Raw genomic sequence first — 25,558 nt, 5'->3', positions numbered from 1 at the left:
AACGGTAGCTGCCGTTTCTCACTGATTGACTTTTCTCAATCGGTTACCCAGGATCACCGGCGTGAGCTCCACCGAACCCGCCGCCGCGTCCCGGGTCGCCCGCTGGTACCGCACGAGCCTCGCGGGCCACCCGGCCGGCCGGGACTTCCGGCAGCTGTGGGTCGGCGACACCATCAGCCAGTTCGGCACGCAGATCGGCCTGATCGCGTTGCCGCTGCTGGCGGTGTCCGTCCTGGGCGCCGACGAGTTCGAGATGGGCCTGCTCGCGACGTTCGAGACCCTCGCCTTCCTGGTCATCGGCCTACCCGCGGGCGCGTGGATCGACCGCATGCGCAAGCGCGACGTCCTGATCGCGGGCGACGTCGTGCGCGGCATCGCGTTGCTCACGCTGCCGCTCGCGTGGCTTCTCGGGGTGCTCACGTTCCCGCTGCTGCTCGTGGTGGCCACGGTCGTCGGGGTCGCGACCGTGTTCTTCGACGTCGCGTACCAGAGCTACCTGCCCTCGCTCGTCCCGTCGTCACGCATCAGCGAGGGCAACGCGAAGCTGCAGGTCTCGCAGTCCGTCGCGCAGGTCGCGGGGCCGGGGATCGGCGGCGTGCTCGTGCGCGCGCTGGGCGCTCCCCTGGTGATCCTGCTGGACGCGCTGTCGTTCCTCGGCTCGGCCCTCTTCGTGCTGCGGATCCGGCACCGCGAGGAGCGGCCACCCGCAACCGGACGCCGCGCGCTGTACGTGGAGATCGGGGAGGGGCTCGCGTTCGTCTTCCGCCAGCCCCTGCTGCGGCGCATCGTCGCTACCACCGCGGTGTCGAACCTCTTCGGCGGCATCAGTAACGCGCTGCTCGTGCTGTACGCGATCCGGGACCTGGGCGTGGGGGAAGCGGGGCTCGGGCTCGCGCTCAGCGTCGGCGCGGTCGGGGGCCTCGCCGGGGCCCTCCTCGCCGAGCCCCTGATCGCGCTGGTCGGGGAGGGCCGTTCCATCGCCCTCGCCCTGCTGCCCGGCCTGCCGGCGCTGGCGCTCGTCCCGCTCGCCCACGGGCACTCTCCGCCGGTCGCGATCGCGATGCTCGCGGCGTCGACCGCCGTGGTCGGCCTCGGGATCGTCGTCTACAACGTCGCGCAGGTCTCCTTCCGGCAACGCCTGTGCCCCCGACCGCTGCTCGGGCGCATGAACGCCTCGGTCCGCTTCGTCGTGTGGGGGACGATGCCGATCGGCGCGTTCCTCGGCGGGGTCCTCGGCAGCCGGTACGGCGTGGTCACCGCACTGTGGGTCGGGGTGGCCGGGCAAATGCTCGGAGCGCTGCCGGTGCTGCTCAGCCCGCTCGCGCGCATGCGCGACCTGCCCCGAGACCTCGACGAGCACGCCGGCGACGAACCCGCCACGCACCGCGTCGACGGCTAGGACGGCGCGGCCGACCTGCCGCGGATGCTGTAGAGCGCGAAGGGGGCATCCTCGTGCACGCCGTCCTTCCCCTCGACGAGACCGGTGGCCCGGACCTCGCCGACGAAGGACATCCCCAGCCGTTCCATCACGGCGCGCGACCGCCGGTTGTGGATCTCGGTGTAGGCCGCCACCTCGTCGACGCCGAGCACCTCGTCGACGAAGCTCAGCGTGGCCCGACCGATCTCGGTGGCGTACCCCCGGCCCCAGAAGGCCTCCCGGACCGCCCAGCCGATCTCGACGTACTCCGTGCCGGCGATCGTGGTGCGCGACGCACCACCGCGCCCGACGAGCTCACCGGTGACCTTGTCGTAGGCGATCCACTTGCCGATGCCGTCGGCACTCCACGACTCCGCCATCGTCGCCGCCCGCGCCGCGGCATGGTCACGGGTCCACGTTCCGCCGTACCAGGCCGCGATGCCCGGGTCCTGGTGAAGTTGCCACAGGTCGTCGGTTCTCGTCGGGTCGACGGCTTCCAGCCGTAGCCGCCGTGTGTGGACGGGAACGGGACCGGACAACGGGCACCTCCTGGTCAACGGTGATGGGCCGCGCGCCGGATGTGGTCGGCGAGCGCTCCGGCGGTGGGCGACGAGGTGCGCGCCGCGGAGCCCCGGCACAGCGACAGGCGTCGATGCGACCAGCTCTCGTGCAGGTCGCAGACATCGAGCGCGCCGTCCTGGTCGAGAGCGCGGCGTGGGACGACGGCGAGCCCGACACCGGCGGCGGCGAGGGAGATCACCGCGCCGAGGGTGCCGACGAGGGTGCGGTACCGGGCCACCGGTGCGTGAGGTCCGAGGTTGGACTCGATCGAACGCTGCAGCGGGGCGTCGGACTGGAGCCCGACCAGGGGATGTTCGGCGACCTCACGGAACGTCATCGCCGTCCGTCCGGCCAGGACGCCGCCGGCCTGGCCGATGACGACCAGGGAGTCGTCGCCGAGAGGTTCGGTGTCGAGACCGGAGCCGGATGCTTCGTCGTCGAGCACGACACCGAGATCGGCCTCCCCGTCGACGAGCATCTGGACGGTCTGCGAGCTGCGGCGTTCCGACGCGACGACGTCCGAGTCGGGGTGCTCGCACAGGAACGACACCAGCGCTTGCGGCACGAGCCGGTGCATGGCCGAGCTACCGGCCAGCACGATCAGCGGGGCGGTCTCGGGCCGGAGGTAGCCGGCGACGGCACCCTCGAGACGTGCGGCGTGGGTGAGGACCTCGCGCGCGTGGCGGGTGAGTGCCGCTCCGGCGGGCGTGGGCCGCACTCCCCGCCGCCCGCGTACCAGCAGCGGCACCCCGGCGTGGTGCTCCAGGGCACGGATCCGGCTGCTGGCCGAGGGCAGGCTCAGGTGCATCCGCCGGGCGCCGGCGGTGATCGACCCTTCCGCCACGGTGTGCAGGAAGAGCCGTAGATCGACCAGGTCGTACCGCACTCGGCCAGCCTATGGGATCGCCGAAGGACAGCTGCGCCGATTCCGCATTGTGGCTCGGGCACCGTCGGTCGATGCTTCCTCGCGTGACGGATTTCTGGGCTCTGCTACTGGCCGGCATTGCGTCCGGAGCATTGAACTCCGTCGGCGGCGGAGGGACCTTTGTCGCCCTGCCCGCACTGGTTTCCGCCGGCCTGTCCCCGGTCACGGCCAACGCGTCGTCGACCGTCGCCCTGCTACCCGGGGCCCTTTCCAGCGCGTGGGCCTACCGTGGCGAGATCGTCCCGGTCGGCACCACGACGAACCGCTCGTTGACGTCGATGAGCCTCCTCGGCGGCGGGGTCGGCGCCGGGCTGTTGCTGGCTCTGCCTGCGGCAACGTTCGACGCCGCGGTGCCGTGGCTGCTCGCCTTCGCCACCGCCGTGCTCGCCGTGGGCCGTCCGGTGTCCCGCCTGCTTCGAACGACATCGGGACATCCGCTCGACCTGGGACCGCGCAGCGTCCTCGCCGGCCAGTTCGTCCTGGCCGTTTACGGCGGGTATTTCGGCGGCGCCGTCGGCATCATGATGCTGGCATTGTGGAGCGTGGGCCTCGGATTGGACGCCGCGGTCGGAAATCCGATGCGCGTCGCTCAATTGGCCGCCATCTACACGCCTGCCGCCGCGTTGTTCCTCATCGCGGGCGAGGTCCTGGCCGACCCGATCCCGCTCACGGCGGTGTTGGTCGGAGCACTACTCGGCGGGTATGTGGGCGCCCACCTCGCACGCCGGCTCCCGGCCCCGCTGCTGCGCGCCATCGTGCTGACGACCGCCGTGACGATGACCGTGCTCTATTTCAACCGCGGTTGATCACCGCGCTGCCGTCGGCGCGCAACACGCGGTCTCCTCGACCGCGGGCGCCGCGCCGCCGCACTGGCAGTCGCCGGATGCGTCGGCCGTCGCGCCGACGGGGTGGATGCTCGTGGCGTCGGGTGCGTCGGCCTTCACCGTGTAGACCTCCCACCGCTCCTGGCCGGGCCCGCGCACCCACACCTTGTCCTGCAGGGCGTAGCAGCAGGTGGTGTCGTTCTCGACATCGGTGAACAGGCCGAGGCCGGTGAGCCGCTGCGTCGCCTCGTGCACCTCGTCGGTCGTCTCGACCTCCACCCCGAGGTGGTCCATGTCGGTGGGCAGGCCGGGCTCCCCCTCGATGAGGACGAGCTTGAGGGGAGGCTCGGTGATCGCGAAGTTGGCGTAGCCCGGGCGCCTCTTGGCCGGTTCCACGCCGAACAGCGAGCGGTAGAAGGCGATCGAGGCGTCAAGGTCGGACACACGCAGCGCGAGCTGGACTCGGGACATGACCACTCCTTGTTTCGATGTCTGTCAAGACAAGAGGTTGCACCCTTGGATTGATGGCTGTCAAGATAGAGACATGTCGAATCAGGAGCGGATGCTCGCCGACCTCGCCGACGCGGTGGGCTGCTGCTCGCCGCTGGCCCGGGAACCGTTGTCAGCGGGCCAGGCCGTCGAACTGGCCCGGCTGTTCAAGGCGATGGGCGACCCGGTTCGGCTGCGCCTGCTCTCGCTGATCGCGTCGCACGAGGGCGGCGAGGCCTGCGTCTGCGACCTGACCGACGTCTTCGACCTGACCGGCCCCACGATCAGCCACCACCTCAAGGTGCTGCGCGAAGCCGGCCTGATCTCCGGGGAGCGGCGCGGGACCTGGGTGTACTACCGCGTCCAGCCCGAGGCGTTGCGGCGGCTGTCCGCCGTGCTCGTCCCCGACGACGCCCTGACAGTCCCGGCGTGAGCACGCAGGAGGCCGACAGCACGTCCACCGCGCCGGCGGTCGTCGGGAAGCTGTCCACGCTCGACCGGTTCCTGCCCGTCTGGATCCTCGCCGCGATGGTGGTGGGGCTCGCCGCCGGCCGTCTCGTCCCCGGTCTCGGTCCGGCACTCGACGCGATCGCCGTCGACGGCGTCTCGTTGCCCATCGCGCTCGGGCTGCTGATCATGATGTATCCGGTGCTGGCCAAGGTCCGCTACGACCGGCTCGACACCGTCACCGCCGACCGGCCGCTCCTGGTCTCCTCGCTGCTGCTGAACTGGGTGCTCGGACCGGCGGTGATGTTCGCACTGGCGTGGCTGCTGCTGCCCGACCTGCCCGAGTACCGCACCGGCCTGATCATCGTCGGGCTCGCTCGGTGCATCGCCATGGTCATCATCTGGAACGACCTGGCGTGCGGTGACCGGGAGGCCGCCGCCGTGCTCGTCGCGCTGAACTCGGTGTTCCAGGTGATCGCGTTCGCCGGGCTCGGCTGGTTCTACCTCGACGTACTGCCCGGCTGGCTCGGCCTCCCGCAGGCCGACCTCGCCGTCTCCGCCTGGCAGATCGCAACCTCGGTGCTGATCTTCCTCGGGGTCCCACTGCTCGCCGGCTACCTCTCCCGCCGGCTGGGCGAACGCACCAAGGGCCGGGAGTGGTACGAGTCCCGGTTCCTGCCGAGGATCGGCCCGTTCGCGCTGTACGGGCTGCTGTTCACGATCGTCGTCCTGTTCGCGCTGCAGGGCGACGCCATCACCAGCCGACCCTTCGACGTCGCCCGCATCGCACTCCCCCTGCTCGCCTACTTCGCGATCATGTGGGCCGGCTCGTTCCTGCTCGGACGAGCGATCGGCCTGAGCTACGAGCGCACCACCACGTTGGCGTTCACCGCAGCGGGCAACAACTTCGAGCTCGCGATCGCGGTGGCCATCGCCACCTTCGGCGTGACGTCCGGGCAGGCGCTGGCCGGTGTGGTCGGCCCGCTGATCGAGGTGCCCGTGCTCGTCGGGCTCGTCTACGTCTCCCTCGCCGCCCGCCGGCGCTGGACCCGCCACCCCACGCCCGGAGGAACCCCGTGACCGACGACCCGACCACCGTTCCCGAGGTGCTCTTCGTCTGCGTGCACAACGCCGGCCGGTCCCAGATGGCCGCCGCGCTGCTCCACCACCACGCGCAGGGCCGGGTCCGGGTCACCTCGGCAGGCTCCGCGCCCGCCGACGACATCAACCCGGCCGTGCGCACGGTCATGGCCGAGATCGGCCTCGACCTGACCACGGCGTTCCCGAAGCGACTCACCACCGACGCCGTCGAGGCCGCCGACGTCGTCGTCACCATGGGCTGTGGCGACGCCTGCCCGGTCTTCCCCGGCAAGCGCTACCTGGACTGGGAGCTCACCGACCCGGCCGGCAGAAGTGCCGAGCAGATCCGCCCCATCCGCGACGAGATCGACGCCCGGGTCCGCGGGCTGCTCACCGAGCTCGTTCCGGCTCCCCCGTCCTGACCCCCGCCGGGGCCGTCGTCGATGAACAGGCGAGGACCGCCCGGGGGTGGGATGCTCCGATGCGTGGTGAGACCAGGGTGACCGACCTCGAGGCCGCCCGGGTCAGGCCCGAGGTCGAGCCCCTTGCGCCGATCCGCGCCACCGACGGCGCTCTCGCCGAGGACACCGACGCCGACCTGGCCCGCCGTTTCCGGGCCGGTGATCCGGCGGCGCTCCGGGAGGCCTACGACCGGCACTCACGCGTGGTGTACGGGCTCGCGTCGCGGGCTCTCGCCGGACACGACGACGCCGAGGACGTCACCCAGCAGGTGTTCGTCGGGGCCTGGCGCTCGCGCGCGACGTTCGACCCCGGGAAGGGCTCACTGGGGGGTTGGCTGGTCGGCATCACCCGCCGTCAGATCGCCGACGGGTACGCCGCCCGCGCCCGCGACCGCAAGATCACCGAACGGGCGGCCCACGCCGCCGTGGCCCAGCACCCGGGACCGGTGCCCGACCACGTCGTCGACGCTGTCGTGGTCGCCGACGAGATGGGACGGCTGCCTCCCCAGCAGCGCACCGTGGTGCGGCTGGCATTCTTCGACGACCTGACCCACCAGCAGATCTCCGCGGTGACGGGGCTGCCGCTGGGCACGGTCAAGAGTCATCTGCGGCGAGGGCTCGTGCGGTTGCGACGGCGGTGGGAGGTCGACGGTGTGGCATCCCGACCCTGACGCGCTCACTCTCGCCGCGCTGCCCGCAGAACCGCCCGACCTGCAGGTCGACGCCCACCTGACGGCGTGCGCGCTGTGCCGCGAGGAGGTTGCGGCGCTGCGCGACACCGTCGCGATGGCGCAGGCCGGGGACGCCGCGATGCCGCCACCCGCGCGCGTCTGGCAGGCCGTGCTCGACGAGCTGGGCGACACCGCGGCCCCGTCCCCCTCGGGTCCCGACCGCGGTATCGGCGGGCGTTCCGGCGCCACCCGCCCGCGGTGGCGGCGCTGGGCCCTGCCCGTCGCGACGGCCGCAGCCGGTCTCGTCGCGGGCGTCGTGCTCGGTGTCGGGTTCGCCGGAGCTCCCCGGCCGGCGATGCTGGCGCAGGTGCCGCTCGCGCCGCTGGCCGCCGCCGACCCCGCCGCGTCGGGGAGCGCGGACGTCCTGGAGTCCGGCGGGATGCGGCAGGTCGAGGTCACGGTCGACGATCCCGGCGGGATCCGGCCCGGGGCCTACCTGGAGGCGTGGCTGATGGACGCTGCGGGGACGCGGCTGTACTCGCTCGGCGCCCTCGCTCCCGAGGTCGACGGCTCCCGCTTCCGCGGCACGTTCGCGCTGCCCGCGGACCTGACTCTCGACCAGTTCGGTGTCGTCGACGTCTCGGCGGAGTCGCTGGACGGCGACCCGTCGCACTCCGGCACGAGCCTGCTGCGCGGGCACACGGCGTGAGCCGCCGGGGACGGCTGTGACTCCGTCGACAGCGGTTCTGCGCGCTCGCGGCCTACGCTCGTGATCGACCGGACCGGCCGTCTCCGGGAGGCCGGTCAGCCGAGACGTTCCGGGAGTGCCGATGCCCACCACCACCCGCGCCGCCGTGATGTGGGGCGCCGACCAGCAGTGGGACGTCGTCGAACTCGATCTCGACGACCCCAGGGACGGCGAGGTGCTGGTCCGCTTCGAGGCGGCCGGCCTGTGCCACTCCGACGACCACATCCGCACCGGTGACATGCCGGTCCGCTACCCGATGGTCGGCGGGCACGAGGCGGCCGGCGTCGTCGAGGCCGTCGGCCCCGGGGTGCGCCGCGTCCGGCCCGGTGACCGCGTCGTGTGCTCCTACATCCCGGTCTGCGGCACCTGCCGCTACTGCTCCACGGGCCGGCAGAACCTCTGCGACGCCGGCCGCAACGCCGTCAGCGGGATGCTGCCCGACGACACCTTCCGGTTCCACTCGCGCGACGGCCTCGACGTCGGCGGCATGTGCGTGCTCGGTGCCTTCGCCCAGCGCGCCGTGGTCAGCGAGTTCTCGTGCATCCCGCTGGACGACGACATCTCGTTCGAGCTCGCCGCCCTCGTCTCCTGCGGCGTCCCCACCGGCTGGGGAAGCTCGGTCTACGCCGCCGGGGTCCGGGCCGGGCAGACCGTGGTGATCTACGGCTGCGGCGGTGTCGGCATCAACGCGGTGCAGGGCGCGGCCTACGCCGGGGCCAAGAACGTCGTCGTGGTCGACCCCGTGCAGTACAAGCTGGACACGGCGCAGGAGTTCGGAGCCACCCACACGTTCAGCGACCCGCAGGAGGCCAGGCGGTTCATCAAGAACGCCACGCGGGGCCAGTACGCCGACCACGCCATCGTCACGGTGGGGGTGAACGACGACACGGTCGTCTCGCACGCGATCGCCATCACCGGCAAGGGCGGACGGGTCACGATCACCGCCGCGGGCCGGGTGAGCGAGCAGCAGGTGAGGGCGTACGACGGGCTGCTCGTCGCCTACCAGCGCCAGGTGCAGGGCGCGCTGTTCGGAGCGTGCAACCCCCTCTACGACATCCCCCGCCTGCTCGGTCTCTACCGCAGTGGCGACCTGAAGCTCGACGAGCTGATCAGCCACCGGTACACCCTCGACGAGATCAACGACGGCTACCGCGACCTACTCGACGGGAAGAACATCCGAGGCATCCTCGTCCACGAGCACTGACCTCCCCCGCGAGTCGCCCGTTTCGCGCGCGCGAGTCGCCCGTTTCGGGTGCGCGAGTCGCCCGTTTCCTGCTGCGAGCGGCCCGATGACAGCGTTGTGGTCCCGTGTTGCTGTTCCAGGGCGCTCTGACACAGAGATATGTGTCCATGACGCGGAGGCATGGACCTGGGCGGGTCTCAGGTTCCGCTGAAGTCGGGTGCCGGGCCTATCGCGTTGAGTGCCGTGACGATCGTCCGCTCCTCGTAGGCGAAATGTGCCTCCAACTCGGACGCGAGCCGATCGAGCTCGTCCCGTAGCCGTCCGGGGTCGCTCTCACCGGAGACATAGCCGTCGACGAGCCGGCGGATCTCCCCTTGCAGCCGTGCGACGACGGCGTGTTCCTCACCCAGTTTCGCCAGTTCCGGAGCGAGCGCGGGGAACCGTTGCGCGAGCATCGGGAATGCGCCTATGTTCTCGCCCGTGTGGTGTTGTTCCAGCGCTCCGCAGAACTCGAGGCACCGCCTGCGCATCTGCTGCGCGAGGTCGTCCGGCCTGCGGTCAATGGTGACGGAATCCGCCCGGCCCTCGTATATCTCGTCCACCTGACGACGAAGCTCGACCAGCTCACTGCGCAGCCACTCGTGGCCCTCCACGAGGAAATCACCCAGGCCTCGTGCCCGATCCGCATCCGGCACCGTCCTGATGCGGTGCAGGGTCACCACCGGAATCACCCGGGTGGTCCTGGTCCGGTAGTCCCCGAATCCCGGAGCCTGCTCGACGACTTTGCGAAAGAGCGCGTCGCGCTCCTCGCCGACGGGGATTCCCGCCATCGCGTCATAGGTCTCGGTGCCGGTCTCGACCGTCACCGCCGGGTTGTGCCGGATGTTGTGGTACCACGCCGGATGGGTGGGTGCGCCCATGGCGGACGCGACGACGAGCGGCTGCCCGTCGATCTCCAGATACGCGAGCGGACTCGTCCGGCGCAGGCCGGTCCTGGCGCCGACGGTGGTCAGGAGGGCCAACGTGGAACCCTCGAACATCCCGCCCACTCGGCCGTCGTTCGCCCGGAACTCCGCGATGATCTGGCGCTGGAACCCGTCGAAATCAAAACTCTCCTCGGTCATGCTGCCCTTTCGAATCGATCCATCGGATCGGAGGACGACACCACCAAGAGACGGCACGAAAGAACCCCGCGGGCCAAACGCACTGGGAAAGCGATACCGCGACTCCGGCGAGGAGCAGTACCGATCTCTATAGTGGCTGAGTAGCCGCTACCTCCATGCGTAGGCCCATACGGGGCTCGCCGGAAAATTAGCACGCGGGCCTCCGACGCGGCAACACCGGATCATCGCCGCGATAGGCACGTCTCGCGGTCAGGGCCCGCCCATCAACCCGTACTGGGCGAGGCGGTCGTCGTCCCCGACGAACACCTCCATGCCGCACACCGATTCGTCGGGACGGCCGAGGATATCCATACGGTGATGCAGGGGCGGCGCGAAGGTCCCGAGCCGGTGGAGGGGCTCTCGGTCCGGCGCGGCGGCATCGACGGCGTGCCTGGTCGTCAGAATGGCATTGCCATTGCCCGACATGGCGAAGTGCCGGCCGCAGACCTGCACCTTCTCGGGCAGCGCCGCCGGCGAGAACAGCGACACCCGGTACAGGTGCTCATGAACCACGCTGTACGCGCCGACGAGGACGACCAGCGCCACGAGCACGAGCAGGGCCCTCTGTCGCGGTAGCACCGCCGCATCGTGGCATCGACGCGCCATCACCGTGGAGGACCATCCGCGACATGAGCAACAGCCATACCCGCCCGCCGAGCACCTCGGGCGAATCCGGCAGGGTGATCGTCGTGAGTGGCCCACCCGGGGCGGGCAAGTCCACGATCGCCCGGCGGGTCGCCGACGCGCTCTCGCCCAGCGTGCACCTGCATGCCGACGACTTCTGGAGCTACATCCGCCAAGGCTGGATCGCGCCCTACCTACCTGAGGCGCACCGCCAGAACAGCACCGTGATCGGCGTCCTGGCCAACAGTGCGTTCGGCTATGCCGCCGGGGGCTACCACGTGATCTGTGATGGTGTCGTCGGTCCCTGGTTCCTCGACGTGTTCCGCGCCGCGAGCACGACCAGCGTGATCGAACTGCACTACGTCGTACTGCGACCCGACCGGGCTACCACTCTGCGTCGAGCCGTCGCTCGAACCGCCGCCGATGCCCTGACCGATCCCGAACCGATTCAGTCACTGCACGAGCAGTTCAGCAGCCTCGACAACCTCGAGCCACACGTGCTGGATTCCAGCCACATCGACGCCGCGGCGACCACGGAGATCGTCCTGCGGTCACTCACCGAAGGCCGATACCGACTCTGATTCCGAAGGACCACGCGATCCACAGGGCCGACGATCGCTCTCACCAGCAGCTGTGACGGCTCTGGCGCTCGGCATCGTCGTCGGCCAGACTCCCCGCATGGGGCCCGGTGATCCTCAGGTCCGACGCGACGCCCGGACCGTCGAGATCGCTGTCGCGGTGCTCCTGGGTGGCCTCATCGCGGTTGTCCCCAACGTCGCGCTGTGGCTGGCCGGCCTCGCCGTGGGTGTCGAGGACCCCGGCTGGGACTCGACGAGACACACGGTCCTGATCGCCACGATCGTCATCGGCGTTGCCGTGGCGGCCGGCTGGCTGTTTCGGGCGCGCCGAAGAGGGCTCTGATCGGAGAAGATGCCGGGCTGTGGCCGCCGACTGCCTGATCTGTGAAAAGCACGCCGGACGCGGTCCGCTCGTCGGCCCTGTGGTGTGGGAGGACCGCGATGTGCTTGTCTCGCACCGGCCGGCCGACCCGGACGGCCGAGGTTTCCCGGGCCATCTCTTCGTGGAGAGCCGCCGACACGTCGCCCGCTGGGACGAGTTGACGTCCGGCGAGGCCGAGTCCGTTGCGAGGGCGGCATGGCTGGCAGCCCGGGCCCTACGCGCCGAACTGCCGGTGGAACTCGTCTTCTCCGCGATCATCGGAATGAATGTGCACCACTTTCACCAGCACATCTTCGTGCGGTACCCCGAAACACCGAGTGACGTCGACTGGATGGGGTCGCTCTCGTGGGACGGGGCACCGCGATCACACGTCGACGCTCTCGCAGCCCGGCTCGGACGACACTTCGGCCGGGAGTGAATCCGTCACGCGGTCCGGGCGAGGCGGAAGCCGAGGTCGTCGATCGCGAACGACGGGTGGCTGCGGCGACGGACCGTGGCTCCGCAGCCCCGAGCCGACTCGGCCCAGCCACCGCCGCGGAAGATGCGGTAGGAGCCGTAGACCTCCTCGTCGTAGAGGTCCCAGCACCACTCCCAGACGTTTCCCAGCATGTCGTACAGCCCCCACGGGTTGGGCGCCTTGCCGCCCACGTCGTGGAGCCGCCCCCCGGAGTTGTCCGCGTACCAGGCGATGTCGTCGATCTCCCCGTACCGGTATCCGCTGGTCCCCGCCTTACAGGCGTACTGCCACTCCGCCTCGGTGGGTAGGCGGTAGCCGTTGGAGGCCCAGTCACAGGTCACCTCCCCGGTCCGGGCGTCGCGGGAGTAGGCCTGCTCGAGCCCGGAGCGGTCCGACATCAGGTTGCACAGGTCGATCACGTCGTGCCAGCTGACGTTCACCACGGGCGAGGCACCGCCCTCGGTCGTGACGGGATACCGGCCGAGCAGGAACGGGGCGATCTCGACCCGCCAGCGGGTGCCGCGGCGGTCGTCCCGAAGATCGACGGCGCCGCCGGGGACACGGACCATCGAGGAAACCGACAGGTCGTCGGTGGGCGATTGCACGCGGTAGGCCTCTCGGGTCGGACGACCACGAGGTCGTGACGCGTCGAGCCAGATCATCGTCACTGGTTCGTGGAACCCGATTGTGGGGCCTGCACCACGTGCAGTCGCCCGCTCCCCGAGCCGACGGCGCGGGCTGCGGCCGTTCGTGTTGCTCGTGAACTACTCGTCCAACCCCGGTGTCCCCCGCCGAAAGTCAGTCGGCCGCGGACCCGCGCCGGCCGTTGCGCTGGTGGACGGGTGCGGCGTCGGGCTCCACGGACCACTCGACGAACCTCCGGGCGAGCCCGGTGCCCATGCCGAGGTTGTCGGGCCGCCGGTCGCTGTACTGCCGTCGCGCGCTGAGCACAGGGCGGAGGCAGAGCACGTAGGTAGCGCCGATCATCAGTACCGCGAGCACGCCGGAGAACAACACGGCGATCATCACCGTGAACGAGTCGACCATCACTGACATCCCGCCGTGCGGCCGGTCAGGTCGGCGAACCGCTGCTCGACACCGTCGGCGTCGGACCAGTGGTGCTGCCCGTACATCATCATCAACATCTCACGCCCCCCGGCGAGTACGGCGACTCCGTACAGCAACTGCATAGCTCCCCCCTCGAGACATGACCACACGGCCTCCGACGGCACCGCGTCGATCTACTGCCTACGTACGGAGACAGTACAACGTCCGGGGCCCGGAGAAGCTGATGGTTCGCTGTCAATATCAGTACGGACAACGGGCCCGACCGGTTCAGTGTTTGCTGCCCACATGTGACACGGACAACGTGCCCGAACTACCCGCCGCCGTCATCAGCAGGCTCCCGGCGCGGTGGTGCGGACCACGCGGGGTGGCTGCCGGCGCGGCCGGCCCCCAGAACTACCACCTCGGTACGGAGGTAGTAGTTCTGTCCGTGCTGCGTCAGGATGAGCACGGTCGATGTCTGGAGGCGGCATGCGCGGGTTCGGCGAGCTGGAGGCGGTGGTGATGGACCGGCTGTGGGCGATGGGCGGGTCCGGCACGGTCCGTGACGTGCTCGAGCAGCTGCAGCAGGACCGCACCATCGCCTACACCACGGTGCTGTCCACGATGGACAATCTCTACCGCAAGGGCCACCTCACCCGGGCACGGGAAGGCAAGGCGCACCGCTTCCACACCGTGGTCAGCCACTCCGAACACACCGCTGCGCTGATGCACCAAGCCCTCAACACTGACACCGATTCCGAAGCGGTGCTCACCCACTTCGTCGGAGAGATGACCGACGACGAGCTGGCCCGGCTGCAACAGGTCCTGCGCCGCCGCTCCAGCGAGACACCTCGATGAGCTTGCCCGTCTGCGTCCTGGGCTCCAGCGTGGTGGTGACGGTGGCCGGCGCCCCGGTGCTGCGGCGGGCCACGCGCGCCGGGGTCGCTCCGGCATGGGGGATGGCCGCGTGGATCACCACCATGGTCAGCGTGCTGGGCGCCTGGGTGGTGGCGGCGGCCATGTTCATCGATGGGCTGGCCAAAGGTTGGGACCATCTCGACGGGGCGCTCGGCTGCTGTGTCGCCGTACTGGCCGGCCTGGTCGGGGATGCACATCGCGGGATCGTGCAGAGCGGCCTGACCACGGCAGTCACGCTCACCACCCTCGCGCTCGCCCTGGTCGTCACGCGGGTGGGGTTGGACCTGCGTCGGGCTCGCGCCGGCACCCGCCGTCACGCGGAAGCTGCGGTGCTGGCCGCCCGGGGGACCCCCCGCGGCCCCGGCGGAGCGCTCGTGGTGGACGTGAAGCACCGCAGTGTGTACTGCCTGCCCGGGCGGATCCGCACCATCGTGTTCACGCGCGCCGCCCTGGAGGCGCTCGACGAGGCCCAGGTGGCGGCGGTCATGGCCCACGAACGGGCCCACCTGACCGGACGCCACCACCAACTGCTCGCCTTCACCGCCGCACTGGCGCGGATCCGGCCCGGCAGACGCCTGTTCGCTGAAGGCGCCGCCTCGGTCGCCCGGCTGGCGGAGATGGCCGCCGACGACGCCGCCGCGCGACGCCACGGCCGGGAGACGGTCGTCGGCGCGCTGCTCGCCCTGTCCGGACCCGACCGGTCGCCTCAGGGCCGAGTCCCGGTCCCGGGGCTCGGCGCGGCGGGGACGGGGGTCGCCGACCGCGTGGAACGCCTGCTGTTCCCGCCCGGCCCGGTCCGCACCCGCCTCTCCCGCGTCGCCACCACAGGCGCTCTGCTGTTCGGCCCGCTCCTGGTGGGATCCCTGACCGTCCTGCCCCCGCTGTGCATGCCCCTCATGCTCTGACCGGAACCGCGTGCCCGGTGGCCGGCACGGAAGAATGCTGCGGTGACCTGGACATCGCCTGCGCCCGCCCCTGCACCCGGCCTGCTGACAGCCGGACCGTTGACGGGCGCGGAACGGCCCATCCTGGAGAGCTACCTGGCCCACCACCGGGCGACGTTGCTCAGGATCTGCGCTGGCCTGACCGGCGAGCAGCTCGCCGCGCGGCCGGTGCCACCGTCGACGTTGTCGTTGCTGGGGCTCGTTCGGCACCTGGCCAAGGTCGAGCGGATCTGGCTCAGGCAGCGAGTCGCCGGGCAGGACGTACCGCCACTGCACGGCGGCCCGGGCAACAACACGGACTTCGACCTGGTCGACCCGGCTCGCGCCGAGCACGAGGTGCCGGCTCTGTGCGAGGAGTGGCGCCTCGGGGATGAGGCGGTCGCGACGGTGCCGCTCGACCACGAGTTCGACTTCCGCGGCGACCCGATGTCCCTGCGCATGGTCTACGTGCATCTCATCGGTGAGTACGCCCGGCACAACGGCCATGCCGACCTGCTGCGTCAGGTGCTCGACGGCGTCACCGGGCGCTGAGCTCCCGCGGGGATGAGCATGGCGCGCATCGTCATGTCGGTGAGCCAGACGTGCGCGTGGGTGGGCGGGGCGTACTGGCGCACCCCCGCCCGGGCCGCCGCCTGCCGCTTCGTGATCGTCGGGCGCAGCGCGGCCTCCCACCGGTCGAGCGCGGCGGTGACACCGATGTCCGCGGCATCCTCCAGGGCGGTGCCGAGTCGATCGGCGCCCGTCATGGCCAGGGTGGCGCCGTAGCCGGCGAACAGCGTGACGCACCAGGCGGCATCACCCAGCAGCACGACCCGGCCGCTGCTCCACCGGTCCGCGACGATCTGGCTGACCGAGTCGAAGTACGCGGCTGACGGGTTGGCCGCGAGCTGACGCAGGGCGTCGGGCACGCCGCCACCGAGGTCGCCGAACGCCGCGGCGAGCGCGTCAGCAGCCCCGCGCGCCAGCTCGGCGTCGGGGTCGGGACACCGGTAGGTGAAGAACGCCGACGACCGCTCCGAACCCAAGTTGATCACCGCGGCGGTGCGGCCCGGTCCGATGAACGTGGTGCCGGACGCGTCCGGGACGCTCGCCGGAGCGTCGTCGAGCGGGAACGCGGCCACGACGAGCCCGAGATCGACGCGGAGGTCCCGCTCGGCCCCGATCACCGCAGCGCGGACACCGGAGTGCAGTCCGTCGGCGCCCACGAGGAGGTCGACCCGCTCCGTGCTCCCGTCGCTCAGGGTCACCGAAACCCCGTCGTCACCGTCCTCGACGCGAGCGACGGTGGTGGCGAAGCGGATCTCGATGTCGTCCTGCACCGCTCGGTACAAGGCGGACTCGAGATCTCCCCGGAACACGGTGACGGCCCGACCGCCCAGCGCGGCCTGTACGACCGACTGGGGGACGGCGAACTTGTGCCGCCCATCTGCCTTCACCAGGATCGAGGTGAAGGTTCCCAGGTCACGAGCCTCTAGCTCGGGAAGGATGCCGAGCTGCTCGGCCGCGTCGTAGCCCGGTCCGACCAGGTTCACCAGGTAGCCGCTGCTGCGCCGGCCGGGCGCGCGCTCGACGATCAGCGTCTCCCACCCGATGCGACCGAGCCGCGTCGCCGTGGCCAGCCCGGCTATCCCAGCACCGGCGATCAGCGCCCGCCCCGCTCGTCCTCGGCCGTTCGTGCCGTGCTCGCCGTGATCCACCGTCATCTCCTCGGACGCGAAATGAGCGATCGCTCATACTTAGTATGAGCATTTGTTCATACTCGGCGCAAGGAGGCGGGATGCACGTGCCTGGGGACCTACACTCAGGTCATGCCCCGTGGCATCGCGATCCCCGAGGTCCGGCAGCAACTGTTCGCCGCCACCGAACGCGTGATCGTCCGCGACGGAACAGCCCGCCTCACCACCCGGGCGATCACCCGCGAAGCCGGGGTGGCCACCGGACTGCTGTACGCCCACTTTCCCGATCTCGACGACTTCCTCGCCGCGTACGCCGTCGACCGCGCCTTCCTGCTGTGCGCGCAGGCCGCCCACCTGCCGGGGCGCGCCGGCACCGGCACCGTGGCCGGGAACCTGACCGACGCCCTCACCGCGACGCCACCGGACGCCCTGCTGGCGCAGGTGCAGCTGCTCTCCGCCAGACCGGGACTGGCCGGCCGGGTCCGCGCCGTTCTGGGCGACACCGCAGCCGGGCTCGATGCCGTCGAGCAGGCGATCAGCCACTACCTCACCCAGGAGCAGCGCATCGGCCGGCTGCCCGCCACCGCCGTTCCCGCGGCGCTCGCCCTCGCCCTGGTCGGCACGCTCCACCATCTCGCCCTCGGCGCGGAGTCCAAGCCGGTTCAGCGATCCCGGATCGCGGAGCTCACCAACGCGCTGATCAACGGGGACGCGGCCGGCTTCCCCGATCCGCACACCACGACGACCGAGAACGCCGAACCCCGGTAGCCGTCGCCTGCGGCGCTCCGGTCACCTCTCCGGGGACACCCCGGGACGACGCACCTCCGTGACCCGGACGCGGAAGCCCATCGTCGGGCCGGGGGTCGGGGCCGCCTTGCGCCGGAGCACGTAGTCGGGCGGATCGAGAGCCAGGTCGAGCCGGTGGAACAGGCGCGCCGCCGTGAGAGTCATCTGCACGTCGGCGATGCCCTTGCCGAGACACGTGTGCGGGCCCTTGCCGAACGGCGCGTACGCACCGGGGGTGGCGTGCTCGCGCCGCTCGGGGCTGAAGCGGTCGATGTCGAACGCCTGCGGGTTCTGGAAGAACTCGGGCAGGAAGTGCGGGACGGTGACCGCGCAGTACACCGGCTCACCCTCCCGGATCCGGTACCCCGCGTACTCGAAGTCCCGATCGGCGACCCGCGGCTGCGCGACGGCGATCGGGTAGAGACGCATCGCCTCCATCACGGCCCCGTTGATGGACGGCATGTCGGCGAGGGACGCATCCGTGACGGGACCGCGGGCGAACACGGCGTCGGCCTCGGCCCGGACCCGCTCGAGCACCTCGGGGTGCTTCAGGACGGCGTAGACCAGCGAGGACAGGGTGTTCGCCACCGTGTCGAGACCCGCGACGTAGGGGCCGGTGAGGGCGAGGACGAGGTCGTCGGCCGAGACGAGTGACGGATCGCGGTCGTGGGCGTCCATGATGTCGTCGACGAGCGTGCGCGCGTCCCCGACGGCGGCCGGCCGGTTGCGATGGTCCCGGATCATCTGCCGGCCGAGTTCGTTGACGCGCGCCTTGGCCCGCCGGTACTTCGGCCGCTTGAGCACGATCGCCGGACGCTGCTCGGTGACCAGTGCGTTGAGGATGTACAGGATCACCGTCCGGATGTCCGTGACGTACTCGCGCGGCGCGTGGCCGGTGAGCAGGATCCCGAGCTGGCTCGTCACCATGTACTGGATCGCGGTGACCACCGGCACCGCCGTCCCGGCCCGCCAGTCCTGGTCGAGGCAGCCGTCGGTGATGGCGACGACGTCGTCGAGCCTGCCCCGCAGCGCCTCGCGCGAGTACCCACGACGCATGACCTCCCGCAGCCTGCGGTGCTCGGGACCGTCGACCCCCGTGAGCGTCCGCGTGGCGCCGTACTCGTCGACGAGCCCCTGCCACACCTCCTTGGACCGCAGGCTCGCCTGGCCGTCACGCGAGCCCATCCAGCGGGCGAGCTCCGGCCCCGCGAGCACGGTCAGCGTCCGGTTGAGGGCGCGGACGCGGAAGACCGGGCCGTGTTCGAGATAGCTGCGGACGAAGAACGCCGCCGGGTCCCGCGCGAGGTCGGCGACACTGCCCACGACGGGCAGCCCTCGCACGACGGGGATCGTCTTGTCCGCGACTGTCGGTGTGCTCATCCAGTCCCCCCTGGTCCGCGTACCAGCGTCCCGCCTCCACCGGCACCGCGTCCAGGGTGGTCCGATCCACCGTCGGGCGATCAGTCGCGCCACGGGTGCCGTAGCTTGCCCCGGTGTCGACCGCCCTTGCCGGCTACACCGCCGACCATGCGCTCCCCCTGGCCACGCTGGACCCGGACACGCCCTTCGACGACCTCGAACCGCTGGCCGCCCGCTTCCGCGCCGCGCGGGTCGTCGCGATCGGCGAGAGCGCGCACTTCGTCCGCGAGTACTACTGGTTGCGACACCGCCTGCTGCGGTTCCTGGTGGAGCGATGCGGGTTCACGGCCTTCGCGATGGAGTCCGGGTTCAGCGAGGGGCTCGAGGTGGACTCCTGGGTCCGCGGCGGCCCCGGCGACCTGGACACCGTTGCCGACCGGGGCATCACCTACCGGATGGGCCGGTGCCCGGAGATGCGCGCCCACCTGAGCTGGATGAGGTCGGCGTCCGTGCCGTTCGCCGGACTCGACGTCCCGGGCTCGGCCGCCTCACCACTGCCCGCGTTGCGCAACATCCGGCGCTACGTGGACGGTGCCGACCCCGGCGCCGTCCCGCTGGTCGACGAGCTGATCAACCGGGTCGAGAAGTACGCGAGCGAGTCGACCCTGACGGCGCTGGCCGCCTACACGCAGCTCGACCGGGCCGACCGCGACGCCGTGACCGCCGGCCTCGCCGATCTGGCCGTGTGGTTCGACGCCACGCAGGGCACGGCCGCCCGAGACGCCCACGACGTCGTGCGACACGAACTGCGGTTGGCCTGCCTGCTCGACCATGGCCTGCGCAGCCAGGCAGCGCAGATCCTCGCCGGGTCGACCGCCCATCCCCCGGTCTCCGCACGTGACCGCGGGATGGCCGAGTCGGTGTTCTGGCTGCTCGACCGCTTCGGGCCGGACGCGAAGATCGTCATCGGCGCCGCCAACAACCACATCCAGCGGGCCCCCTTCACCATGCCGGGGTTCGAGCTGTCCGTCGCCGGGACCCACCTGGCGTACCGGCTCGGTGACGCCTACGTGGCGGTGGCCGTCACCAGCACCGGGGGCACAACGACGACGCGCCGGGCCAACCCCGTCGCTCCGGGTGGTGTCGAGATAGCGGGTGCCGAGCTCGGGCCCCCCGCGGACGGCAGCATCGAGGCGGTGCTCTCGGGGCTGAGCGTCGTGGACCTTCGTGGCGCTCGCGGTCGGGTCGCGGGGCCCGACAGCATCCGGGTCATGGACATCTACCAGCCGACGCCGGTGCTCGACGCCTTCGACCTGGTGGTCAACATCCCGCGGGTCTCCCCCAGCGCCCAGGTCACCGGCTGAGCACGCCGGTCAGAGGATCTTGCGGAAGTACGTGGCGTGCCGGTCGTAGCCGATCGCCTCGTAGAAGCTGTCCGCTCGGGTCGTCGCGAGGGCGACCAGCCTGCCGCCCCGCCCGCGCACCCCGTCCTCGAACGCGGCCATCAGTCGCGAGCCGAGGTTCCGGCGCCGCAGGCTCTCGTGGACGGCGATCTCCTCGACCCAGGCCACCGGCCCGTTGGCGAAGAAGGCCGGGTGCTCGAACCCCAGCAGGTAGCCACCGACCTGCCCGTCGACGTCGACCACCAGCACGTGCGCATCGGTGGCGGACAGGACGGCGGCGAAGCTTCGACGGAACGCCGCCGGCTCGACGGTGAACGAGACGGCCATGTCGGCGGCCAGCTCGAACACGGCCTCGACGTCGCCGTCGTCCGCAGGCCGGACGCGCGGCGTGGGGAGATCGGTCATGTGGTCGACGCTACGACAGCTGTCCTGACGTCACCCGGTACGGGCGTTGCCCGGCCCGGGATGGGTGAGGCGCCGCAAACCGGGCATCCCGGGGTCGTCCCCCAACAGGCCGATGACAAGGACGTCGCACATGTTCATGAACGTTCAGCGTCTGATCAACGAGATCGTCCCCGACGAGCCGGATCCCGCCGCCGCGAACGCCCTGCAGGAAGGGCTCGGCGGTCAGTTCGGCGAGATGCGCACGATGATGCAGTACCTCTTCCAGAGCTTCAACTTCCGCGGAGCGGCGGCCAAGCCCTACCGCGACCTGCTCTACGGGGTGGGGACGGAGGAGATCAGCCACGTCGAGCTGATCGCCACCACCATCGCCCGGCTCACCGACGGATCGCCGCGCTACAAGGGCTCGGCCAAGAAGCCCCTCGACGAGCCGGGCAAGGGCGGCGCGACCCCGCTGGCCGACGCGATGAGCATGGGCAACATCCACCACTACCTCGTCGGCGCCCAGGGCGCCCTGCCCGTGGACGCCGCGGGCAACCCGTGGTCGGGCTCGTATGTCTACAACAGCGGCAACCTGGTGCTCGACCTGCTCTACAACCTCATGCTCGAGTCCACCGGCCGGCTGCAGAAGTGCCGGATCTACGAGATGACCAAGAACAAGACCGCCCGCTCGACGGTGGCCTACCTGATCGTCCGCGACCAGGCACACGAGAACGCCTACGCGAAGGCGCTGGAGACCCTGGGCGTCAACTGGGGCAAGACCCTGCCGATCCCGAAGACCGACGCCGAGCGCTTCCCGGAGGTCAAGAAGCTGCTCGACCAGGGGCTGCACCTCAAGCAGTACACGTTCAGCCTCGACAACCTGTCCGAGGCCGGCAAGATCTACCGAGGCTCCGCTCCCGCCGCCTCGAACGGTGCGTCGCTGACCACCGAGCAGCGGCCCGAGGGATTCCCGATGGACATCGCGGTGGAGCGTCCGGAGGAGTTCGCACCCGGACTGGACCCGGCACTGCTCGAGCTCGTGCAGGCCACCGCCGAGCTGGAGCTGGCCGAGGCCGACGCCCCGGGCTCGGGCGCGGGCACGAAGCGCCGCTGACCTCCCCGGTCACCACGCTGAGCAGAAGCCCCTCCGACGGCGGAGGGGCTTCTGCCGCGTGATGGGTTGCTGTAGAAGATCCCCGCCATCACGGAGAGTACGGCCAGCCAACCGATCAGCGGTGATCGTGGCGGGACGGCGGGGACGGCGGTAGGGGTGGTGGCTGTGGGCCCGCGCCCAGCTCAGCAGCGATGACCTTCGATGGCTGGCAGGTTTGAGACCTCACCGTCCGATCCGGGAAGCCGGGCCCGCCGAGCGCTAGATGTAATGCCCAGGCGGGTTCTTGACCCGGCTGATGAGTGGGTGGCCGCGGTGGGCTTTCTCGTCGGGGTGGATCTCGGCGTAGGCCAGGCGGGTGTGGTCGTCGATGCGGCGTGGACGGAGTCGAAACCCGACCGGTGGCCGGTGCGGGTCCGGCGGGACCGGTCGCTCGCGGCCGTGCGCCCGCCGGTGCCGCCGTCCGCAGCGGCGGATCACCGTGCCGGCGGCCACTGTCACGAGCGCTGAACGGCTGTTGACCTGCGACGACCAACATTAATTCGAACATGTGTTCGAGTACGATGGAGGGGTGTCGGACAGCCCGCTCACCACCGCGCATCGCCTCCTGGTGGAGGCGATCGACGCGCTGTCCGCGGCCACCGACGCCGCCACCGACGACGAGCTGCTGTCGGTGCTCACCTTGTGCGAGGGCACCAGCAGGCGGTTGGACCGGCTCACCGTTGCCACCGTGGCCACGCTGGAGCGACGGGGCACGTTCGCCGAGCGCGGCTACACGTCCACGCCGGCGGCGTTGGGGGATCTGCTGGGGTGGGAGCGGTTCGAGGCCCGCCAGCGGGTGGTCGCCGCCGAACAGGTCTGCCCGCAGGTGGGGCTCGACGGCACCGCGCTACCCGCCCGGTTGGCGGCTACGGCCGAGGTGTTCGCCGCCGGCGCCACGGGTCTGCGGCACGTCGCGGTGATCGCCCGCGTGTTGGCGAGCCCGGCCGCGGAACGGCTCAGCCCGCAGGTGTGGGCGGGTGCCGAAGCCCAACTCGCCGACAAAGCGGCCGTCTATACGCCGTCGGAGCTGCAGGCCTGGGGTACCGCGCTGGTCGAGGCCCTTGACGAGGACGGGCCCGAGCCTGATGACCGGCCGCCCGCGCCGGTCAACGAGTTGCACCTGGTGCGTCACCGTGGGAAGGCTGGCGGCGCGTTGAAGGGCCGGTTCGATGACGCGGCGATGTTCGATGCCATTGCCACCGTGGTCGACGCCCACGCCCGGCCCGCCACCGGTGATGAGCAGCGCAGTACCGCGCAACGTCAGGCCGAAGCCCTCGCGGATGTGTGTGGGTATGTGCTCGACCACGGTGACGTGCCCGAGTGCGGCGGGCGGCGCCCGCACCTGAATGTGTTGGTTCGGCTGGAGGATCTGGAGAACCGGGCCCGCGCCGCCTGTTTGGACTTCGGGGGCACGTTGTCGCCGGAGTCGTTGCGGATGCTGGCCTGTGACGCGAGGGTCGTGCCGGTCGTGCTCAACGGGAAGGGCCAGCCCCTTGACGTCGGGCGGGTCACCCGCACGATTCCCGACGGGCTGCGCCGCGCGATCGCCGCGCGTGACCGCGGGTGCGCCGGGTGCGGGCGGCCGCCGTCGTGGTGCGAGGTCCACCACATCAAGGCCTGGCAGGACGGTGGTGACACGGCCCTGCACAACTGCGTGATGCTCTGTCGGGCCTGCCACCGCCTCCAGCACCATTCCGAGTGGGAAGTCCGTATCCGCGACGGGTTGCCCGAGTTGATCCCCCCGGCCTGGATCGACCCTCTGCGAAGACCCCGCCGAAAACCACTCCTGCACCTCGCCGCGTAAAGGGGTCGCGCAGAGAGACGCGGTCGGCAGAGCCTCCGTGATCACTGGGGGGACAGATGTCCTCAGGCCGACACGCCGTCAACAACGCTCATGGGCACTACAGCTAGACCCCCAGCTCGGCCGGGACGCGGGCAGCCGCGATCGCTTTCAGCAGAAGGGCGTGGTCGCGCTCGTTGCGGTCCGCGTACACCTGCGCGAAGTCGGTGACCGCATCCGCGAACGTTTTCGAGGAGCCGAGGTAGGCCGCGATCGCGATGCGGTCGCCGGTGCGGGCGTGCGCACGGGCGAGGGTCCACGCGCACAGCTGGGCGTAGATCCGCATTCCGGCGGGGACCATCTCCTCGACCTCCACCGAGCCCTTCCAGTCCCGCAGCTGGCGGAGGTAGAAGTCGCGTTCCTGCCCGTCGACCCCGGACACGCGCTGCCACCCCAGCAGGATGTCGCCGACGGTCTGCATGAGCCTCTGGCCGACCACCACCCGCTCGGCGTGGTTGGGCTGTTCCGCCGCGCCGAGGTACGGCTCCAGCACCGACGCAGTGGCCTCCTTGGCCTGCAGGAACAGCGGGTCGCCCGCGTCGCGGCCCAGGAACAGGATCATCCACGAGCGGGTCCCGACGCTCCCGACGCCCACGACCTTGCGGGCGACGTCGACGGGCCGGTACTGGTCGTACAGGGCTCGTCGCTCGGGCGGCAGGCTCGCGCGGTAGCTGCGCAGCAGCTCGTCGATGTCGCGCTCCAGGTCGCTTCGAGCCGCGACGTCCGGGTACAGGTCCCGCACCGGCACGACGAGGGGCGGCTCGGCGACGAGCCGCAGGCGCCCGTCCTTCATGCTCGTGAACCGGCGCAGAGCGCCGAGGTTGTCGCGGGTGCGCGCCTTGGCCAGCCCGCGGGCCAGACGCTTGCGCCCGGTGGCGGCGAGCTGGGACTCGTAGCGCCGGCGGATCTCCTCGACGTCCGCACGGGCGTACCAGACCTCCAGGGTGGGCATGCCGGCGAACGAGTGCATGGCTCGCTGGTACTCGCGGGCGGCGGTGCGGAGGATCTGCCGGCGGTCGGCGGCGCGGAACCCCCGGTCGCGGCCGGCCACCTCGAGGCTGGTGATCAGCCGCTTGACGTCCCACTCCCACGGCCCGCGCAGCGTCTCGTCGAAGTCGTTGATGTCGAACACCAGCCGCCGCTCGGGTGAGCCGAAGAACCCGAAGTTGGACAGGTGCGCGTCACCGCAGAGCTGGACGTCGATACCGGACACCGGCGAGCCGGCCAGGTCGCAGGCCATCACAGCAGCCGCGCCGCGGAAGAACGCGGAGGGCGAGGCGGCCATCCGCCCGTATCGGATCGGGAGCAGGTCCGGTTCGCGCGACCCGTCCTGCTCGGCCAGTACCTCGACCGGATCCGGGCGCGGGCCGGCCAGGCAGCGCCGGTCGTGCGCGGAGCGTGGGGCGGCGACGCGGGCGGCCCTCCCGCGGTCGACGCACTCCGCGACGCTCGGCGGCCGGATCCCCTCGGCGGCAGCCCGTTCCGGAGCGGTGGTGGCCATCCGGTCCTCCTGGTTCTCGAACGGTGGACGGGTGGTCCGGTCACGCCAGGCGTGGCGGAGCGCCCTCGTGGAGCGCGTCGTCGATCCAGCGCCGGACCGGCGGGTCGATCGGCATGCCCCGCACGTGTCGGGGTGCCACCCACTTCGCCTCGCACGTCTCCCTGCCGTCGGGGGCCGGCGTGCCTCCGACGGCGCGGGCCTGCAGGACCACGACGAACTGCTGGCGGACGCTCCCGTCCACGGCGCGCACGACGTGCGCCGGGTCGGTGTAGATCCCGACGAGCCCGGTGACCTCTGCCTGCACACCGGCCTCCTCGGCGGTCTCGCGCACAGCGGCGGACACGGCACTCTCCCCGACGTCGACCCGCCCGCCCGGGAGCTCCCACGATCCGCTGTCGCAGCGCCGGACGAGCAGCAGCTGCGCCAACGGGTTGCGGGCGGCGACGAACACCGACGGCACGACGGTGGTGGCCGAGGGCGCGCGCGGATCGTGGAAGTGGACGGTGCGGGCCGGCTCGGCCGGGGACGGCGGGGGTG

At 71.1% G+C, this 25,558-nt stretch carries 31 protein-coding genes; 18 read left to right on the top strand and 13 right to left on the bottom strand.

All coding sequences use genetic code 11. The features are described 5' to 3' along the window. Positions 1-61 precede the first annotated feature (61 nt). Positions 62-1,399, top strand: coding sequence for an MFS transporter (locus tag HF577_RS18895; protein ID WP_169397214.1), 1,338 nt, complete (start codon positions 62-64; stop codon positions 1,397-1,399). Here the strand turns inward: HF577_RS18895 and HF577_RS18890 are convergent. Together HF577_RS18890 and HF577_RS18885 are read right to left on the bottom strand one after the other, a co-directional pair. Then, on the bottom strand, positions 1,396-1,956 hold the full coding sequence (locus HF577_RS18890) for a GNAT family N-acetyltransferase (protein WP_169397213.1): 561 nt from the start codon (positions 1,954-1,956) through the stop codon (positions 1,396-1,398). The two genes, HF577_RS18895 and HF577_RS18890, sit on opposite strands and share 4 nt — an antisense overlap. A 14-nt stretch (positions 1,957-1,970) precedes the next feature. Beyond that, positions 1,971-2,864 carry a LysR family transcriptional regulator gene (locus HF577_RS18885; RefSeq protein WP_169397212.1) on the bottom strand — a complete coding sequence of 298 codons (894 nt, stop codon included), beginning with the start codon at positions 2,862-2,864 and terminating at the stop codon, positions 1,971-1,973. Between the two features lie 71 nt (positions 2,865-2,935). On the opposite strand from HF577_RS18885, the gene HF577_RS18880 reads away from it, so the two are divergent. Next, positions 2,936-3,709 carry a sulfite exporter TauE/SafE family protein gene (locus tag HF577_RS18880; protein WP_169397211.1) on the top strand — a complete coding sequence of 258 codons (774 nt, stop codon included), beginning with the start codon at positions 2,936-2,938 and terminating at the stop codon, positions 3,707-3,709. On the opposite strand, the gene HF577_RS18875 is transcribed toward HF577_RS18880, so the two are convergent. Next, a complete protein-coding gene (locus HF577_RS18875; protein WP_169397210.1) occupies positions 3,710-4,198 on the bottom strand; it encodes an ArsI/CadI family heavy metal resistance metalloenzyme in 489 nt (162 codons plus the stop codon). Between the two features lie 73 nt (positions 4,199-4,271). Here HF577_RS18875 and HF577_RS18870 point away from each other — a divergent pair, with 73 nt between their 5' ends. From HF577_RS18870 to HF577_RS18845, 6 genes are all read left to right on the top strand, one after another. After that, positions 4,272-4,649, top strand: a complete 378-nt coding sequence (locus HF577_RS18870; RefSeq protein WP_211174486.1) for an ArsR/SmtB family transcription factor — start codon at positions 4,272-4,274, stop codon at positions 4,647-4,649. After that, positions 4,646-5,743 (top strand): ACR3 family arsenite efflux transporter, encoded by a 1,098-nt coding sequence (gene arsB, locus HF577_RS18865; RefSeq protein WP_169397209.1) that lies wholly within the window; start codon positions 4,646-4,648, stop codon positions 5,741-5,743. The genes HF577_RS18870 and arsB overlap by 4 nt, the downstream gene beginning before the upstream one ends. Then, entirely contained in the window at positions 5,740-6,165 is a 426-nt protein-coding gene (locus tag HF577_RS18860) for an arsenate reductase ArsC (RefSeq protein WP_312859228.1), read from the top strand. Before arsB ends, HF577_RS18860 begins: the two co-directional genes overlap by 4 nt. A 77-nt stretch (positions 6,166-6,242) precedes the next feature. Further along, positions 6,243-6,875: an RNA polymerase sigma factor gene (locus HF577_RS18855; protein ID WP_211174485.1), complete on the top strand. Its 633-nt coding sequence runs from the start codon at positions 6,243-6,245 to the stop codon at positions 6,873-6,875. After that, positions 6,856-7,584: an anti-sigma factor gene (locus tag HF577_RS18850; protein WP_169397207.1), complete on the top strand. Its 729-nt coding sequence runs from the start codon at positions 6,856-6,858 to the stop codon at positions 7,582-7,584. The genes HF577_RS18855 and HF577_RS18850 overlap by 20 nt, the downstream gene beginning before the upstream one ends. A 121-nt stretch (positions 7,585-7,705) precedes the next feature. Next, on the top strand, positions 7,706-8,827 hold the full coding sequence (locus HF577_RS18845; RefSeq protein ID WP_169397206.1) for an NDMA-dependent alcohol dehydrogenase: 1,122 nt from the start codon (positions 7,706-7,708) through the stop codon (positions 8,825-8,827). A 176-nt stretch (positions 8,828-9,003) separates the two neighbouring features. Here HF577_RS18845 and HF577_RS18840 read toward each other — a convergent pair whose 3' ends face one another. Both HF577_RS18840 and HF577_RS18835 read right to left on the bottom strand, forming a co-directional pair. Beyond that, positions 9,004-9,930, bottom strand: a complete 927-nt coding sequence (locus tag HF577_RS18840) for a nitroreductase/quinone reductase family protein (protein ID WP_169397205.1) — start codon at positions 9,928-9,930, stop codon at positions 9,004-9,006. A 249-nt stretch (positions 9,931-10,179) separates the two neighbouring features. After that, on the bottom strand, positions 10,180-10,515 hold the full coding sequence (locus HF577_RS18835) for a hypothetical protein (RefSeq protein ID WP_169397204.1): 336 nt from the start codon (positions 10,513-10,515) through the stop codon (positions 10,180-10,182). A gap of 83 nt (positions 10,516-10,598) precedes the next feature. Between HF577_RS18835 and HF577_RS18830 the strand changes: the two genes are divergently transcribed. The 3 genes from HF577_RS18830 to HF577_RS18820 all read left to right on the top strand — a co-directional run bounded on the left by HF577_RS18830 (position 10,599) and on the right by HF577_RS18820 (position 11,971). Beyond that, positions 10,599-11,174 carry an AAA family ATPase gene (locus HF577_RS18830; RefSeq protein ID WP_169397203.1) on the top strand — a complete coding sequence of 192 codons (576 nt, stop codon included), beginning with the start codon at positions 10,599-10,601 and terminating at the stop codon, positions 11,172-11,174. A 52-nt stretch (positions 11,175-11,226) separates the two neighbouring features. Beyond that, complete coding sequence (locus tag HF577_RS18825) at positions 11,227-11,514, top strand: hypothetical protein (RefSeq protein WP_169397202.1); 288 nt, start codon at positions 11,227-11,229, stop codon at positions 11,512-11,514. Between the two features lie 100 nt (positions 11,515-11,614). After that, on the top strand, positions 11,615-11,971 hold the full coding sequence (locus HF577_RS18820) for a histidine triad (HIT) protein (RefSeq protein WP_312859227.1): 357 nt from the start codon (positions 11,615-11,617) through the stop codon (positions 11,969-11,971). 5 nt (positions 11,972-11,976) lie between these two features. Here the strand turns inward: HF577_RS18820 and HF577_RS18815 are convergent, their stop codons facing one another. The 3 genes from HF577_RS18815 to HF577_RS18805 form a co-directional block, all read right to left on the bottom strand. Continuing rightward, positions 11,977-12,615, bottom strand: a complete 639-nt coding sequence (locus tag HF577_RS18815; RefSeq protein ID WP_312859226.1) for a formylglycine-generating enzyme family protein — start codon at positions 12,613-12,615, stop codon at positions 11,977-11,979. Positions 12,616-12,808: 193 nt separating this feature from the next. Next, positions 12,809-13,057, bottom strand: coding sequence for a hypothetical protein (locus HF577_RS18810; protein WP_169397201.1), 249 nt, complete (start codon positions 13,055-13,057; stop codon positions 12,809-12,811). Then, positions 13,057-13,200: a hypothetical protein gene (locus tag HF577_RS18805; RefSeq protein WP_169397200.1), complete on the bottom strand. Its 144-nt coding sequence runs from the start codon at positions 13,198-13,200 to the stop codon at positions 13,057-13,059. The genes HF577_RS18810 and HF577_RS18805 overlap by 1 nt, the downstream gene beginning before the upstream one ends. A gap of 346 nt (positions 13,201-13,546) precedes the next feature. On the opposite strand from HF577_RS18805, the gene HF577_RS18800 reads away from it, so the two are divergent. From HF577_RS18800 to HF577_RS18790, 3 genes are read left to right on the top strand one after another with little or no spacing between them, the layout of a single operon-like run. Next, on the top strand, positions 13,547-13,915 hold the full coding sequence (locus tag HF577_RS18800) for a BlaI/MecI/CopY family transcriptional regulator (protein WP_169397199.1): 369 nt from the start codon (positions 13,547-13,549) through the stop codon (positions 13,913-13,915). Beyond that, positions 13,912-14,880, top strand: coding sequence for a M56 family metallopeptidase (locus HF577_RS18795; protein ID WP_169397198.1), 969 nt, complete (start codon positions 13,912-13,914; stop codon positions 14,878-14,880). The genes HF577_RS18800 and HF577_RS18795 overlap by 4 nt, the downstream gene beginning before the upstream one ends. Positions 14,881-14,922: 42 nt before the next feature. Then, the gene (locus HF577_RS18790; RefSeq protein WP_169397197.1) at positions 14,923-15,450 is read left to right on the top strand and encodes a DinB family protein; all 528 of its coding nucleotides are present in this window, start codon (positions 14,923-14,925) and stop codon (positions 15,448-15,450) included. Here the strand turns inward: HF577_RS18790 and HF577_RS18785 are convergent. Beyond that, the gene (locus HF577_RS18785; protein ID WP_312859225.1) at positions 15,420-16,616 is read right to left on the bottom strand and encodes an FAD-dependent monooxygenase; all 1,197 of its coding nucleotides are present in this window, start codon (positions 16,614-16,616) and stop codon (positions 15,420-15,422) included. The two genes, HF577_RS18790 and HF577_RS18785, sit on opposite strands and share 31 nt — an antisense overlap. 111 nt (positions 16,617-16,727) lie before the next feature. Here HF577_RS18785 and HF577_RS18780 point away from each other — a divergent pair, with 111 nt between their 5' ends. Next, on the top strand, positions 16,728-17,363 hold the full coding sequence (locus HF577_RS18780; RefSeq protein ID WP_169397195.1) for a TetR/AcrR family transcriptional regulator: 636 nt from the start codon (positions 16,728-16,730) through the stop codon (positions 17,361-17,363). A gap of 21 nt (positions 17,364-17,384) precedes the next feature. On the opposite strand, the gene HF577_RS18775 is transcribed toward HF577_RS18780, so the two are convergent. After that, complete coding sequence (locus tag HF577_RS18775) at positions 17,385-18,761, bottom strand: cytochrome P450 (protein WP_169397194.1); 1,377 nt, start codon at positions 18,759-18,761, stop codon at positions 17,385-17,387. A gap of 113 nt (positions 18,762-18,874) precedes the next feature. Here HF577_RS18775 and HF577_RS18770 point away from each other — a divergent pair, with 113 nt between their 5' ends. Beyond that, positions 18,875-20,104: an erythromycin esterase family protein gene (locus tag HF577_RS18770; RefSeq protein ID WP_169397193.1), complete on the top strand. Its 1,230-nt coding sequence runs from the start codon at positions 18,875-18,877 to the stop codon at positions 20,102-20,104. Positions 20,105-20,113: 9 nt separating this feature from the next. Here HF577_RS18770 and HF577_RS18765 read toward each other — a convergent pair whose 3' ends face one another. Then, on the bottom strand, positions 20,114-20,548 hold the full coding sequence (locus HF577_RS18765) for a GNAT family N-acetyltransferase (protein WP_169397192.1): 435 nt from the start codon (positions 20,546-20,548) through the stop codon (positions 20,114-20,116). 136 nt (positions 20,549-20,684) lie between these two features. Between HF577_RS18765 and HF577_RS18760 the strand changes: the two genes are divergently transcribed. Then, positions 20,685-21,641, top strand: coding sequence for a manganese catalase family protein (locus tag HF577_RS18760; protein ID WP_246266621.1), 957 nt, complete (start codon positions 20,685-20,687; stop codon positions 21,639-21,641). Positions 21,642-22,209: 568 nt separating this feature from the next. After that, positions 22,210-23,484 (top strand): HNH endonuclease signature motif containing protein, encoded by a 1,275-nt coding sequence (locus HF577_RS18755; protein WP_169397190.1) that lies wholly within the window; start codon positions 22,210-22,212, stop codon positions 23,482-23,484. A gap of 103 nt (positions 23,485-23,587) precedes the next feature. Here HF577_RS18755 and HF577_RS18750 read toward each other — a convergent pair whose 3' ends face one another. Continuing rightward, positions 23,588-25,021, bottom strand: coding sequence for a DUF2252 domain-containing protein (locus tag HF577_RS18750; RefSeq protein ID WP_169397189.1), 1,434 nt, complete (start codon positions 25,019-25,021; stop codon positions 23,588-23,590). Positions 25,022-25,061: 40 nt separating this feature from the next. After that, on the bottom strand, positions 25,062-25,558 hold a 497-nt coding region (locus tag HF577_RS18745; RefSeq protein WP_246266619.1), incomplete at its 5' end, for an NUDIX hydrolase.

The sequence above is a fragment of the Pseudonocardia xinjiangensis genome (assembly GCF_012911925.1).
GTDB lineage: Bacteria > Actinomycetota > Actinomycetes > Mycobacteriales > Pseudonocardiaceae > Pseudonocardia > Pseudonocardia xinjiangensis.
Note: the sequence above shows the minus strand (reverse complement) of the source record. Positions and strands in the feature narration are given on the sequence as shown.

Coding starts and splice junctions, on each gene's coding strand:
- HF577_RS18880 (WP_169397211.1), top strand. CDS start 2,936: ATGCTTCCTCGCGTGACGGATTTCTGGGCTCTGCTACTGGCCGGCATT.
- HF577_RS18875 (WP_169397210.1), bottom strand. CDS start 4,198: ATGTCCCGAGTCCAGCTCGCGCTGCGTGTGTCCGACCTTGACGCCTCG.
- HF577_RS18870 (WP_211174486.1), top strand. CDS start 4,272: ATGTCGAATCAGGAGCGGATGCTCGCCGACCTCGCCGACGCGGTGGGC.
- HF577_RS18845 (WP_169397206.1), top strand. CDS start 7,706: ATGCCCACCACCACCCGCGCCGCCGTGATGTGGGGCGCCGACCAGCAG.
- HF577_RS18840 (WP_169397205.1), bottom strand. CDS start 9,930: ATGACCGAGGAGAGTTTTGATTTCGACGGGTTCCAGCGCCAGATCATC.
- HF577_RS18830 (WP_169397203.1), top strand. CDS start 10,599: ATGAGCAACAGCCATACCCGCCCGCCGAGCACCTCGGGCGAATCCGGC.
- HF577_RS18810 (WP_169397201.1), bottom strand. CDS start 13,057: ATGGTCGACTCGTTCACGGTGATGATCGCCGTGTTGTTCTCCGGCGTG.
- HF577_RS18805 (WP_169397200.1), bottom strand. CDS start 13,200: ATGCAGTTGCTGTACGGAGTCGCCGTACTCGCCGGGGGGCGTGAGATG.
- HF577_RS18800 (WP_169397199.1), top strand. CDS start 13,547: ATGCGCGGGTTCGGCGAGCTGGAGGCGGTGGTGATGGACCGGCTGTGG.
- HF577_RS18795 (WP_169397198.1), top strand. CDS start 13,912: ATGAGCTTGCCCGTCTGCGTCCTGGGCTCCAGCGTGGTGGTGACGGTG.
- HF577_RS18780 (WP_169397195.1), top strand. CDS start 16,728: ATGCCCCGTGGCATCGCGATCCCCGAGGTCCGGCAGCAACTGTTCGCC.
- HF577_RS18775 (WP_169397194.1), bottom strand. CDS start 18,761: ATGAGCACACCGACAGTCGCGGACAAGACGATCCCCGTCGTGCGAGGG.
- HF577_RS18765 (WP_169397192.1), bottom strand. CDS start 20,548: ATGACCGATCTCCCCACGCCGCGCGTCCGGCCTGCGGACGACGGCGAC.
- HF577_RS18760 (WP_246266621.1), top strand. CDS start 20,685: ATGAACGTTCAGCGTCTGATCAACGAGATCGTCCCCGACGAGCCGGAT.
- HF577_RS18750 (WP_169397189.1), bottom strand. CDS start 25,021: ATGGCCACCACCGCTCCGGAACGGGCTGCCGCCGAGGGGATCCGGCCG.